Raw genomic sequence first — 12,391 nt, forward strand, 5'->3', positions numbered from 1 at the left:
GGCGGCTTCGCCTTACCCGACCTACGTTCACACTCCCGTAGGCCCGGTAAGGCGTAGCCGTCACCGGGCTATTTCCCTGCCTGCGGATGCGTATCAAACCCCGCCATCACTGCCGTCAGCTCGGCCAGTGTAAAGCCGTGCTTCGGATCATCAACGCCAAGGCCAAACCGCTCCTGCATCAGCTTATACAGCGCCTCCGCATCCGGCAAATGGATCTGCTCCTCCACGTGACCGTTCTGCCAGTGGGTAAAGTTGAAGTTAGTCAGCGTCAGCTTGCCGCCGTCCGGCAGGTGGCGACACATCAGCAGATGATGACGAAAATGGGACTGCGGCCAGTGCGCCGACCAGAAGTTCCCCATCACGTAATCGCTGAAATACTGCGTCGTCAGGTCAAAGTGGTACATCGACTGCCAGTGCTCGTGGTGACGGAACTGTAATACCCAGTCGTTACCCTCGCTCAGAAGACGGTACATGCCGTGCGGGGTTTCCTGTTCCTCGTTGGCGAGCAGGCGAATCGGCGCCGTCAGCGTCTGTCCACCAAACCCCACGTCGGCAATCCAGCGCTCGCCGTTCAGCTCAACCAGCAGCAGGCGGTGCGTGCGCGGCGGCATCTGCGATGGATTTGCCAGTACGACCCGCCCCAGCACGCTGCGCACGTTAAACCCGACTTCACGCAACACGCGCTCGAAAAGGCCGTTTTGCTCAAAGCAATATCCTCCGCGTCGCGCCGTCACCAGCTTGTCGACCAGACATTGATCGTCAAGATGGATTTCGCGCGGCAGGACGACATCAATATTTTCGAACGGGATCGCACAGTTGTGGTGTAAATGCAGCGCGCGCAGGGTTTCGATATCAACCCGTGTCGGTTGCGCCCACCCAATGCGGGCAAAATAGTCAGTCAGAAAGGGGGACATACATCATTTTCCTTTGATTGTGATGTTCTGTTTATAAACTAATTTTACGCACTCACTTTGATTTACGTGCTTTTTCGTCATACTCATCGTTACAGATGAGGAGATCCTATGAGCCACTTTCGCCCTGTTGAATTACGTCATGCCAGCCGTCTGCTGAACCACGGCCCTACCGTGCTGATCACCAGCCGCGATGAAACCCTGGACAGACGTAACGTTATGGCCGCCGCATGGTCAATGCCCGTTGAGTTTGAACCGCCGCGCATCGCGATTGTGGTGGATAAAAGTACCTGGTCACGTGAGCTGATTGAGCACAGCGGGAAGTTTGGCATCGTCATCCCCGGCGTGGCGGCAGCTAACTGGACATACGCTGTCGGCAGCGTCAGCGGGCGCGACGAGGACAAATTCAACTGCTACGGGATCCCGGTCGTGAACGGCCCTGAGCTCGGGCTGCCGGTGATTGAAGAAAAATGTCTGGCGTGGATGGAGTGCCGATTACTTCCCGTCACCTCTGCGGCAGAGAAATACGACACGCTGTTTGGAGAAGTGGTTTCAGCGGCAGCCGATGAGCGCGCGTTTGTCGCCGGGCGCTGGCAGTTTGACGGGGATAAGTTGAATACCCTGCATCATTTAGGGGCTGGGACGTTTGTGGCGAGCGGAAAGATGGTGAAGGCGCTGGATTGATTTCCTAAATTATATCCTACTGAATTATAGCGAATTTCTATGGCATTTTATGTTTACTATTGCGTTCTAAAACGGAGGATATTTCCTGAGTTGCAGCATTAGCACTCTCGCGTTAAGGAAATATCAATGACATGGAATAAAGATGGCGCAATCTCATATGCTAAATCACACGCCCAACCGAAGAGCACGGGGTATTGTGCTCACTACGTCTTTTTCCTTCTTGCCCTGTCTCCGCTCGCGGTCGCTGAAAGCGCCAATGCCCCAGGGCTGGCAGCGCTAAAATTCAATCAGTGGTATATGGCTCAGCTAAATGAGGACAAACCGCCCGTTCTGAATCCAGACATCATGAATGAATACGTTGCGTCAGGGACAATTAATGCAATTAAAGAAATGTACTCAGGAGAAAGTAACGAAAAAGACATGCCCGATACGGATATGTTCATCAAATCACAGGATTGGGATGAGGACTGGAATCAGATAACCATCCTGCACTCTGATTTTGACGCCGTTTGCACAACCGTTTATATCGCGTTTGGTAAGAAGCAAGATCACGTTGTTGCAGATTGTCTTATTGAAGAACAAGGGAAATGGAAAGTCCGCTCGGCAACGCTAATTAAATAACATGGGTAATCTCCGTGTCGTAAAAAAAGCACATGGTAGCCCACCGACTACCATGTGCAATTAATTAACTACTTCGCACGCCGCGCAATAATCTCATCCGCCACATTTCGCGGTGCCTCTGCAAAATGATGGAACTCCATCGTGTACGTCGCGCGTCCCTGGGACATCGAGCGCAGCGTGGTGGCGTAGCCAAACATCTCGGCCAGCGGCACATCGGCGCGGATAATCTGGCTTCCGTACTGCTCCGCCATTCCCTGCACCATGCCGCGGCGGGAAGAGAGATCGCCCATGATGTTCCCGGCGTACTCTTCCGGCGTTTCCACTTCCACGTGCATGATCGGCTCAAGGATCACCGGATCCGCCCTGCGAGCGCCCTCCTTGAAGCCGAGGATCGCCGCCATGCGGAACGCCATCTCCGAGGAGTCGACGTCGTGATACGAGCCAAACGTCAGCGTCGCCTTAACATCGACGACCGGATAGCCCGCCAGCACGCCGCTGTTCATCGCTTCCCGCAGCCCTTTCTCCACGGACGGGATATACTCGCGCGGCACCACACCGCCCTTGGTGGCATCTTCAAATACAAAGCCACTTCCGGGCTCCAGCGGCTCCAGGCTCAGGACCACATGACCGTACTGCCCTTTCCCGCCGGACTGTCGGACAAATTTCCCTTCAATATCCTTCACCGCCTTGCGCAGGGTTTCCCGGTAGGTTACCTGCGGACGACCAATGTTCGCCTCGACGCCAAACTCACGCTTCATGCGGTCGACGATAATCTCGAGGTGTAGCTCACCCATCCCGGAGATAATGGTCTGACCGGACTCCTCGTCAGTGTGCAGGCGGAAAGACGGGTCTTCCGCCGCCAGACGCTGCAGCGCAATGCCCATTTTCTCCTGATCGCCTTTGGTTTTCGGCTCAATCGCCAGCGAGATCACCGGATCCGGGAACTCCATGCGCTCAAGCGTAATGACGGCGTTCGGATCGGTGAGCGTGTCACCGGTGGTCACGTCCTTCAGCCCCACGCAGGCCGCGATATCGCCCGCGCGCAGTTCGTCCACCTCATGGCGATCGTTGGCATGCATCAGCACGATGCGCCCGATGCGCTCTTTCTTCTCTTTCACCGGGTTATAGACCGCGTCGCCTTTGCGCAGCACGCCAGAGTAGACCCGGATAAAGGTCAGCTGCCCGACGTACGGGTCGCTCATCAGCTTGAACGCCAGCGCCGAGAACGGCTCATCATCACTCGGATGACGCTCCGCGTGCTGCCCTTTTTCATCCACGCCGTCAATGGCTGGCACGTCAAGCGGCGACGGCATCAGCTCAATCACCGCATCCAGCATGCGCTGCACGCCTTTGTTTTTAAAGGCGCTGCCGCACAGCATCGGCTGGATTTCGCCCGAGATAGTGCGAATGCGCAGCCCCTGGATAATTTCCGCCTCCGTCAGGTCGCCCGTTTCCAGGTATTTGTCCATCAGTTCATCGCTGGCTTCCGCCGCCGCGGAGACCATTTTTTCCCGCCACTCCTGGGCGGTACTGACTAAATCGTCCGGCACGGGGGCATAGGTAAACACCATACCCTGCGTCGCATCGTCCCACAGAATGGTGCGCATCTTGATGAGATCCACCACGCCGGTGAAATGATCTTCGGCACCCACCGGGATGACAATCGGCACCGGATTGGCCTTCAGGCGCTCCTGCATCATCCGCACGACGCGGAAGAAATCGGCACCCGGACGGTCCATTTTGTTGACGAAGGCCAGACGCGGTACGTGATATTTATTGGCCTGACGCCAGACGGTTTCCGACTGCGGCTGCACGCCACCCACGGAGTCATACACCATCACCGCGCCGTCGAGCACGCGCATGGAACGCTCCACCTCGATGGTGAAGTCCACGTGCCCCGGGGTGTCGATGATGTTGATCCGGTGCGGCTCAAAGCCTCTGTCCATGCCTGGCCAGAAGCAGCTGACCGCCGCGGACGTAATGGTGATCCCGCGCTCTTGCTCCTGCGCCATCCAGTCGGTGGTTGCCGCGCCATCGTGTACTTCACCTAACTTGTGGCTCATCCCGGTATAAAACAGGATGCGCTCAGTGGTGGTGGTTTTACCGGCATCGATATGCGCGGAGATACCGATGTTGCGATAACGTTCGAGAGGAATGGGTCGGGGCATGATATTTCCTTAGTCACTATGACGTGTTTGTGACGACCGGGATGGTCGTGCATTGGTTCGTTTGCTATAATAGTCCTATTGTACGAGTATTATCGAACTATTTTTTAAGGGTTGACCTATTGTTGATATAGCTCAATCTGACATCACGCGCAGGAAAACGATGATCCCTAACCACCCTGAAACTGAACAAATACTGCTGGAAAATGTGCTGTTTGCCCTCGGCAACCCGCTCCGGCTATCGATTATTCGCCGGCTCGCCGACGGCAGCGAACTCAGCTGTAACGCGCTGCGCCCGGAAGATGTGGTGAAGTCCACGATGACCCACCACTGGCGCGTGTTGCGCGACAGTGGGGTCATCTGGCAGCGTCCGCAGGGACGAGAAAATATGATTTCACTGCGTCGGGAGGATCTGGATGCCCGTTTTCCCGGGCTGATGGAAATACTGCTAAAGGTCAAAAGCGCTGCCGGAAACTAGCTCCAGCAGCCTTTTGCGTGGCGTTTTAGTGCTGCATGCCCGACTGCTGCGAGAATTCATCGTCGGTTAAGCCAGCCCGAGGGGGCGCGGAGATTTTTTTACGGGCATATCTGTCCGGCACGCCCTCAGGACGCGTCTTGAAACGACGGTGCAGCCACATATACTGCTCCGGCGCCATCAGCACCGCGCGCTCGATCGCCCGGTTCATCTGGGTTGCAACAGACTCTTTATCCGCACCCTGCAATGACGCGCTGATATCTTCAAGAATAATCAGCTCGTACCCTGTACCGTCCTCTCTGCGGCGTGGCACAAACGGAATAACCGCAGGCTTAGCGCTTTTGACCAGCATATAGCTGCCCGCCGTCGTGGCGGCATCCGGGACGGCGAAGAATGGCGCAAACACGCTGTTGGCTTTGCCATAGTCATGATCCGGCGCGTACCAGAGAATTTCATTCTGCTTCAGGGCACGGATCATGCCTTTTAAATCATGACGATCCAGCATGGTTTTATTCGAACGCAGACGACCGCGCGTTTGTAGCCAGTCCAGGAGCGCATTATTGTTGGGACGATAAACCCCAATACCGGGGTTAAGCATGCCAAATATCCGCGCGCCCAGCTCAAGCGTCAGAAAATGCATGCCAACCAGCACCACGCCCTTTCCCTGCGCCCTGGCCTGCTCCATATGTTCGTAACCGCGCACGGTAAAGCATTTACGCACCCGCCATTCAGGCCAGAACCACGCCATGCCGGTTTCGATAACCCCCATTCCCACGGATTCAAAATTTCGCTGCAGCAAAGATTCACGCGCTTGTGCTTCCATCTGCGGGAAGCACAGTTCCAGATTACGGCGGGCAATCTCGACACGGCGCGGTAGAAGGCGCATGGCTAAACGGCCCAGAGCGTGTCCGAGTCTGAACAACAGCGGGTAAGGCAGCAGCATGATAAGCCACAGGGCGGCGATGCCTGTCCAGCTTAGCCAGTATCGCGGGTGGAAAAAAGCAGGTGAAAACCGGGGTAATTTTGTCATGAGAAAATTATCCTTTAATGTGACTGTCCTTAATTGATTCTGTTGTCGATCTTTCCTAAGGATTGATTAAATGTCGGTCATGAACGTTAAGTGTAACGGATCAGATAAAACTTAGTTTTATCGTTTTTTGCGAAAAGAAGGCGTAAGCGGCAGGAGAAACCGGGTAAGACGATGACCTCACCCGGCGAAAGATTACATTGAATACCCGGGCTTTTTAATCAACTCGTCCAGCTTCGGTCCGATTTCGGTATCCCAGACCTGTGCCTTCCAGTCTTCCGGGTTTACCTGGTTCAACGCCACCGATACTGAACCGTCTTTGCTGTTGAAATGGCGAATTATCACCTCGGCGATATCTGCCGCCAGCGCGTTTTTTTGCTCGTCGTTAAGATCGCGGGGAAAACATTTGATATCTACGTGTGGCATATGCAGGCTTCCTGTTATGTGTGAGCAATCCACGTTATCAGATAATGTTGTTTGCCTTTAACACCTTGTGCAGTTCCGGCAGCTGACACACGGTATCCGCAATCGCCGTAAGCTTCGGCGTATTTGTCGCAAACCACTCATGGCGAGGCCCCCAGGTGCGCGCCACCGCAATATACACATCCAGCAGCGTCAGCCGTTCACCCAGCGCAAACGGCGCGGCCTTAAGCTGATTTTCAAACCACAGATAGAGGGATTTCCGGTACTCAATGCAGTTTTTCTGCAGCTGTTCCGGCGCATCAGGCACCCAGCGTTCGGGATAATCGGCATAGGTAAAGGTGGGATAGACGTTCGCCACAAACCAGATAAGCAGACGCTGAAACTGCTGACGCTCGGCCTGCCCCACGGGCGGGGCGAGATCGGGACAACGGTCGAGCACCATCAGAGCAATCGCCGCCGTTTCGGTCATGATGGCGCCATTTTCCAGCTCCAGCGTGGGCACCTGGCACAGCGGGTTGAGTTTTTGCAGCAGTTCACGCTGCGGGCCGGGCTGGTCAAACCCGTCAACGTTCACAAATTGATAAGGGATATCAGCCAGGGTCAGCATCACTTCACTGATTGCCGAGCCCCAGCCGGGTACGCCATAGAGTTTCATCATGTTGCCCCCTCAGGAGTGAAAATCCTAAGTGTAGAGCACCATTAGTAGGTTATCCCAGGCGGGTTGACCTCCGATTGCGCCACCGCTTCGCCCTGTTCGCCCCAGCGCGCCAGCACTTTCTGGTACTCTCCGCGCTCAATCGCCCCGTTCAGCGCGGCCTGCAGCGCGTACACCAGCCCATTGCCTTTTTTGGTCGTGGTGGCGACATAAGCTTTTTTCGGACCTAAACCGACCACGCGGGTTTTGCCGGTGAGCGCCGCTTTGTAAGCTGAAACCGACTGAGGGCCAAAGAACACGTCCGCCCTGCCGGACTGGATATAGAGATTGCCCGAGGCATCGTCGTGGAGATAGACCGGCAGCGCAGGCGCTCGCCCCGCCTTTTTATTCTCTTCGTTCCAGCCCAGCAGGATGCGCTCCTGATTGGTGCCCGAGCCGACAATCACCTTTTTTCCGGCCAGATCTTCCGCGCTTTTGATTGATTGAATCTCGCTGGTGGACTTCACTGAAAACGCCAACGAATCGACGCGGTAGGTCGCAAAATCAAACTTCTCTTTACGCTGTTCGGTCACCGCAATGTTCACCAGCGCCACGTCGTAGCGCCCGGAAGCGATGCCCAGCGGCCAGTCTTCCCACGCCGTTGGCACCAGCTTTAGCTTCAGCCCCAGGCTGCCCGCCAGCAGGCGGGCGATATCCGGGTCGCTGCCAATCCGCGTGCGGTTATCGCTGGCCAGCAGCGCCAGCGGCGGGGAGTTCAGCATCGAGACGGCGACCGTCAGCGTACCCGGCTCAACGAATTTATAACCGGCGGGGATCTTCGCCACGGCCTGCCGATCCACCGTCACCGGCAGCGGCTGCTCGTTGGCTTTCAGATCGATGCTGGCGTGGCTTGCCGTTGTGAAGACCAGCCCCGCCAGAAGTCCGTATTTCATCTGCGCTCCTTACAGCACTTTTGACAGGAACTGGCGCGTTCGCGCATGCGACGGACGGTTCAATACCGCGTCGCTGCTGCCCTGCTCCACGATTTTCCCGTCGACCATAAACACCACCTGATCCGCCACCTCGCGGGCAAAGCCGATCTCGTGGGTGACCACCACCAGCGTAGTGCCGGACCGGGCCAGTTTTTTGATCACGTCCAGCACCTCTCCCACCAGCTCCGGATCCAGCGCCGAGGTAGGTTCATCAAACAGCATCACGCGGGGGCGTAACGCCAGCGCGCGGGCAATCGCAATGCGCTGCTGCTGCCCGCCGGAGAGATGGCGAGACCAGGCATCGGCTTTATCCCGTAGCCCAACCACGTCCAGCAGGCTGTACGCTCTTTCCACCGCCTCTTTTTTGCTGAGCTTCTTATGCGCGATGGGCGCCTCAATCAGGTTTTCCAGCACCGTAAGGTGAGGAAAGAGATTGAAGTTCTGAAACACATAGCCCACGTTGACGCGCTGCTTGAGGATCTCTTTCTCCTTCAGCTCATAGAGCTTGTCGCCCTGACGACGGTAGCCAATGTAGTCCCCGTCGATCTGAATAAAGCCTTCGTCGACGCGCTCCAGATGGTTAATGGTGCGCAGCAGCGTCGATTTGCCCGAGCCTGAGGGCCCGAGAATGACCGTCACGGAACCGGGCGGGATCTCAAGCGAAACGTTGTCGAGCGCCTTATGGCGACCAAAATACTTGCTGACGCCGGTAATCGAGATATGTCCTTCAGGAGAGGCTTGCATGGATAGGCTCCTGTGATGGCGTGGTGGTGACGGAACGGGTGCGACGGGCGGCGCGGTTCTGATTAACCGCAGAGCGGCGTTCGCTGCGGGCGAGTGCGCGTTCAACACCGTACTGAATAGCGGACAAGACGGTGGTAATCACCAGGTACCACGCGGCACCGACCATCAGCAACGGGATCACCTCCTGCGTGCGGTTGTAGATCATCTGGATGGTATAGAACAGCTCCGGCATTGCCAGGACATAGACCATCGCCGTCCCCTTGGCGAGGCTGATAATTTCATTGAACCCGGACGGCAGAATGGTACGCAGCGCCTGAGGCAAAATGATGCGCACCGTACGTCGCCAGGCCGGCAGGCCAAGCGCGGCGGCCGCTTCATACTGGCCGTGATCCACCCCGAGGAAACCCCCGCGAATAATCTCTGCGGTGTAGGCGCTCTGCACCAGCGTCAGCCCCACCACGGCGGTGGAGAACTGCCCGAGCACGTTAATGGTCTCAAAACTGCCCCAGCTAATGCTGGTGAACGGCACGCCGAGGGAGAGCGTGTCGTAGAGATAGGAAAAGTTGTAGAGAATGATCAGCACCACGATCAGCGGCAGCGAGCGAAACAGCCAGATATAGCCCCACGCCAGGCTGCTCAGCAGCCATGACGAGGAGAGTCTCGCCAGCGCCAGCATGCCGCCCAACACCACGCTCAGCGCGGTACCGATCAGGGTAAGCAGCAGAGTCTGCCCTACGCCTTCGAGAATAACCGGGTCGAAGAACCAGCGGGCAAACACCGCCCACTCCCAGCGCGGGTTGAAAGCGACGGACTGGATCACGATCGCCAGGACAAACAGCGCCACCGCGGCGCCGACGGTCCGCAGCGGATAACGCGCCGGGACCACCTTAATGGTTTCAACGTTGCTCATCGTCATTCCTCATGCGGTTTTACTGAACGCTTCGCGTACCAGCGTTTTAGTGAAGCGCAGCCGACCATCAAACGGCGGCTGGCTGTACTCTTCCGGATCCCGGTTCAGATCAAACTGTGGCTGGTAGCCCTGGCTGAGATAGAGCCTGACCGCTTCCGGCTGGCGAAAACCGGTTGTCAGGTAGATCTGGCTGTAACCTGCCAGCACCGCCCTGCGCTCCAGCTCCTGCACTACGCGTCCGGCAAGCCCCTGCTGACGCAGGGTTTTGTCCGTCCAGATGCGCTTGATTTCCGCGGTGCGTTCGTCGAAGGGTTTGTACGCACCGGTGGCGATGATTTTTCCGTCACGCTCCAGGACGATAAACAGCCCCTGCGGCGCTAAATACCACTCGGTGAGTTCCACTTCCGCGTCTTTAGAGAAGTAGTCACCGTAGCGGGCGGCATATTCACCGAACAGCCCCTCGATAATGGGCTGAAGTTCGGCATCTTCCGGTGAAACGTCACGAAATTGTTCACGCATAGCGCCTCCTTAATCACCCAGGCCATCAGGATTCACTTCTGACTGCGGAATACGCTCAACGCCTTCCCCCCAGCGGTTCAGCACTTTGTCGTAATCGCCGTTTTTGATGACGCCGTTCAGCGCGGTTTGCACCGGCTCAACCAGCCCGCTGCCTTTCTTCAGCGTCACCGCAATGTGCGCCGCCTTCGGCCAGCCGCCGTCGACGCTACCCACCAGTTTGGTTTTCCCGTTCAGCGCCGCCTTCCATGCGCCAATCACGTTCGGGCCAAAGTAGGCATCCGCGCGCCCGGACTGGAGCGCCAGCGTTTGCGCCGCATCGTCTTTAGTGTAGATCGGCGTAAACGGTTTCAGCCCCTTCTTCAGGTTTTCAGCATTCCATGCCAGCAGGATGGCCTCCTGGTTGGTGCCGGAGCCGACGATAATCCGCAGCCCGGCGATGTCCTCAGCCTTCTGAAGCGATTCGATCGGGCTGGTCGATTTCACGTAGAAGCCGAGGGAGTCCTTACGGTAGGTAGCGAAATCAAACTTCTCTTTGCGCGCTTTGGTAACGGTAATGTTGCTGATGGCGGCATCGTATTTTCCGGACGCCACACCCAGCGGCCAGTCTTCCCACGACGTTGGCACCACGTTCAATTCAAGCCCGAGGCTGTCGGCCACCAGACGGGCGACGTCAACTTCACTCCCGAGCAGCGTTTTGTTGTCGTCGGAAAATACCGTCAGCGGCGGTTGATTGAGGCCCGCCACCGCCACGGTAAATTTCCCCGGCACGGCGAAGCGATAATCTTTCGGCAGCTGCGCCACTGCATCGCTGTTTTTGGCGGTATTGATCGGCGTTTTATTGGCCTCGATGCTCACGCCGGTGCCGTTAATGTTCACATTCTCTGCCCAGACGGCAGGGGTAAAGGCCAGCGCGAGCGCCAGAATAAGCGATGTTTTTTGCATAGCGGAGTTCTCTTTTATTGTTGTGTGAACTGGTTTTTCGGTTGGTCTAAGCCAAGGCTTTCGCGCAGCGTGGTTCCCGGGTAGTCGGTGCGGAACAGGCCGCGGGCCTGTAAAACGGGCACCACCTGGTCAACAAAGCGCGGAAAGGTATCCGGCGTACCGCCCTGGATGATGAAGCCGTCTGCGGCATAGCCTTCAAACCAGGCCTGCAGACCGTCGGCGACCTCCTCCGGCGTGCCGGAAAAGCGCGGGCGCGGCGATGCGGCCTCAAGCGCCACCTGGCGCAGGGTTAAGTTGCGCTCGCGGGCATTTCGCTTAATTTCATCGGTGGTGCTGCGGAAGCTGTTTTTGCCTAAGTCACCGATATCCGGGAACGGCTCGTCGAGCGGATACTGGCTGAAATCGTGATGTTCAAAATAACGCCCGAGGTAATTGAGGGCATCGGTAACCGACACCAGCGCCGCCGTGGTTTGATACTGGTTTTCTACGTCATCGGCGTCTTTACCGACAATCACGCTGACGCCCTGGAAGATATGTAAATCTGACGCGCGGCGGCCGTTTGTTTCCAGCTGCTGCTTCACGTCGCGGTAAAACGCTTTTGCCTCGTCGAGCGTTTCGTGATGAGTGAAAATGGCGTCGGCATGTTTTGCCGCCAGCTTTTTCCCGTCGTCCGACGCGCCCGCCTGAAAAACAATCGGACGCCCTTGCGGGGTGCGACCAATATTCAGCGGACCGGCGACCTGGAAGAAGTCACCGTGGTGATCGAGCGTATGCAGCCTGGCCGGGTCAAAAAACTGACCGTTCTCTTTGTTGCGGATAAACGCGTCGCCTTCCCAGGAGTCCCACAGCCCTTTCACCACGTCGAGATACTCATCCGCAATGCGATAGCGCAGCGCATGCTCGGGGTGTTTTTCGCGCGAGAAGTTCTTTGCCGACCCTTCCAGCGGCGAAGTCACCACGTTCCAGCCCGCACGTCCGTTGCTCAGATGATCGAGGCTGGCGAACTGGCGCGCTGTGGTAAAGGGTTCGCTGTAGGAGGTGGATAATGTTCCCACCAGCCCCAGCCGCGTGGTGATGCTTGCCAGCGCGGATAATACCGTTAACGGCTCAAAGCGGTTTAAAAAATGCGGAATGGATTTCTCATTTATATAAAGACCGTCGGCAACGAATAAAAAATCGAGTTTGCCCTCCTCCGCTTTTAACGCCGTCTCTTTTACAAATTCAAAATTAATGCTGGCATCCGCGACCGCCGCCGGATGACGCCAGGCGGACATATTGCCCGATGCACCATGCAAAATGGTCCCAAGCCGCAGTTGACGATTTGCAGACATATTTACCTCTCCA

The 12,391-nt window shown here is 56.8% G+C and carries 12 protein-coding genes and 1 pseudogene; 3 read left to right on the forward strand and 10 right to left on the reverse strand.

Translation table 11 applies throughout. The features are described 5' to 3' along the window. Positions 1-68 precede the first annotated feature (68 nt). Positions 69-914, reverse strand: a complete 846-nt coding sequence (nhoA, locus tag DG357_RS11920) for an N-hydroxyarylamine O-acetyltransferase (protein ID WP_088205495.1) — start codon at positions 912-914, stop codon at positions 69-71. A 108-nt stretch (positions 915-1,022) separates the two neighbouring features. Here nhoA and DG357_RS11925 point away from each other — a divergent pair, with 108 nt between their 5' ends. Further along, positions 1,023-1,595 (forward strand): flavin reductase family protein, encoded by a 573-nt coding sequence (locus DG357_RS11925; RefSeq protein ID WP_028013271.1) that lies wholly within the window; start codon positions 1,023-1,025, stop codon positions 1,593-1,595. Positions 1,596-1,721: 126 nt separating this feature from the next. After that, positions 1,722-2,216, forward strand: a complete 495-nt coding sequence (locus DG357_RS11935; RefSeq protein WP_197710702.1) for a DUF3828 domain-containing protein — start codon at positions 1,722-1,724, stop codon at positions 2,214-2,216. Positions 2,217-2,284: 68 nt separating this feature from the next. Here DG357_RS11935 and fusA read toward each other — a convergent pair whose 3' ends face one another. Further along, positions 2,285-4,384, reverse strand: a complete 2,100-nt coding sequence (fusA, locus tag DG357_RS11940) for an elongation factor G (protein WP_088205496.1) — start codon at positions 4,382-4,384, stop codon at positions 2,285-2,287. Between the two features lie 160 nt (positions 4,385-4,544). Here fusA and DG357_RS11945 point away from each other — a divergent pair, with 160 nt between their 5' ends. Further along, entirely contained in the window at positions 4,545-4,859 is a 315-nt protein-coding gene (locus DG357_RS11945; RefSeq protein WP_048958324.1) for an ArsR/SmtB family transcription factor, read from the forward strand. Between the two features lie 25 nt (positions 4,860-4,884). Here the strand turns inward: DG357_RS11945 and DG357_RS11950 are convergent, their stop codons facing one another. The 8 genes and pseudogenes from DG357_RS11950 to DG357_RS23130 form a co-directional block, all read right to left on the reverse strand. Then, positions 4,885-5,886, reverse strand: coding sequence for a Kdo(2)-lipid IV(A) acyltransferase (locus tag DG357_RS11950; RefSeq protein WP_088205497.1), 1,002 nt, complete (start codon positions 5,884-5,886; stop codon positions 4,885-4,887). A gap of 192 nt (positions 5,887-6,078) precedes the next feature. After that, positions 6,079-6,309, reverse strand: coding sequence for a tautomerase PptA (gene pptA, locus DG357_RS11955; RefSeq protein WP_045630478.1), 231 nt, complete (start codon positions 6,307-6,309; stop codon positions 6,079-6,081). 37 nt (positions 6,310-6,346) lie between these two features. Then, positions 6,347-6,964, reverse strand: a complete 618-nt coding sequence (locus DG357_RS11960; protein ID WP_041909801.1) for a glutathione S-transferase family protein — start codon at positions 6,962-6,964, stop codon at positions 6,347-6,349. Between the two features lie 41 nt (positions 6,965-7,005). Beyond that, on the reverse strand, positions 7,006-7,893 hold the full coding sequence (locus DG357_RS11965) for an ABC transporter substrate-binding protein (protein ID WP_088205498.1): 888 nt from the start codon (positions 7,891-7,893) through the stop codon (positions 7,006-7,008). Positions 7,894-7,902: 9 nt separating this feature from the next. Next, the gene (locus DG357_RS11970) at positions 7,903-8,676 is read right to left on the reverse strand and encodes an amino acid ABC transporter ATP-binding protein (RefSeq protein WP_023292311.1); all 774 of its coding nucleotides are present in this window, start codon (positions 8,674-8,676) and stop codon (positions 7,903-7,905) included. Further along, positions 8,660-9,586 carry an amino acid ABC transporter permease gene (locus DG357_RS11975; RefSeq protein ID WP_088205499.1) on the reverse strand — a complete coding sequence of 309 codons (927 nt, stop codon included), beginning with the start codon at positions 9,584-9,586 and terminating at the stop codon, positions 8,660-8,662. Before DG357_RS11975 ends, DG357_RS11970 begins: the two co-directional genes overlap by 17 nt. A 9-nt stretch (positions 9,587-9,595) precedes the next feature. Further along, positions 9,596-10,105, reverse strand: coding sequence for a GNAT family N-acetyltransferase (locus DG357_RS11980; RefSeq protein WP_028013279.1), 510 nt, complete (start codon positions 10,103-10,105; stop codon positions 9,596-9,598). A gap of 9 nt (positions 10,106-10,114) precedes the next feature. Further along, positions 10,115-12,378, reverse strand: a pseudogene (locus tag DG357_RS23130) (NtaA/DmoA family FMN-dependent monooxygenase). Positions 12,379-12,391 lie beyond the last annotated feature (13 nt).

The sequence above is a fragment of the Enterobacter bugandensis genome (genome assembly GCF_900324475.1).
Classification (GTDB): Bacteria; Pseudomonadota; Gammaproteobacteria; order Enterobacterales; family Enterobacteriaceae; genus Enterobacter; species Enterobacter bugandensis.

What these genes read in the sequence shown, in the direction of transcription:
- nhoA (WP_088205495.1), bottom strand. Translation starts at nt 914, where the DNA reads ATGTCCCCCTTTCTGACTGACTATTTTGCCCGCATTGGGTGGGCGCAA.
- DG357_RS11925 (WP_028013271.1), top strand. Translation starts at nt 1,023, where the DNA reads ATGAGCCACTTTCGCCCTGTTGAATTACGTCATGCCAGCCGTCTGCTG.
- DG357_RS11935 (WP_197710702.1), top strand. Translation starts at nt 1,722, where the DNA reads ATGACATGGAATAAAGATGGCGCAATCTCATATGCTAAATCACACGCC.
- fusA (WP_088205496.1), bottom strand. Translation starts at nt 4,384, where the DNA reads ATGCCCCGACCCATTCCTCTCGAACGTTATCGCAACATCGGTATCTCC.
- DG357_RS11945 (WP_048958324.1), top strand. Translation starts at nt 4,545, where the DNA reads ATGATCCCTAACCACCCTGAAACTGAACAAATACTGCTGGAAAATGTG.
- DG357_RS11950 (WP_088205497.1), bottom strand. Translation starts at nt 5,886, where the DNA reads ATGACAAAATTACCCCGGTTTTCACCTGCTTTTTTCCACCCGCGATAC.
- pptA (WP_045630478.1), bottom strand. Translation starts at nt 6,309, where the DNA reads ATGCCACACGTAGATATCAAATGTTTTCCCCGCGATCTTAACGACGAG.
- DG357_RS11960 (WP_041909801.1), bottom strand. Translation starts at nt 6,964, where the DNA reads ATGATGAAACTCTATGGCGTACCCGGCTGGGGCTCGGCAATCAGTGAA.
- DG357_RS11965 (WP_088205498.1), bottom strand. Translation starts at nt 7,893, where the DNA reads ATGAAATACGGACTTCTGGCGGGGCTGGTCTTCACAACGGCAAGCCAC.
- DG357_RS11970 (WP_023292311.1), bottom strand. Translation starts at nt 8,676, where the DNA reads ATGCAAGCCTCTCCTGAAGGACATATCTCGATTACCGGCGTCAGCAAG.
- DG357_RS11975 (WP_088205499.1), bottom strand. Translation starts at nt 9,586, where the DNA reads ATGAGCAACGTTGAAACCATTAAGGTGGTCCCGGCGCGTTATCCGCTG.
- DG357_RS11980 (WP_028013279.1), bottom strand. Translation starts at nt 10,105, where the DNA reads ATGCGTGAACAATTTCGTGACGTTTCACCGGAAGATGCCGAACTTCAG.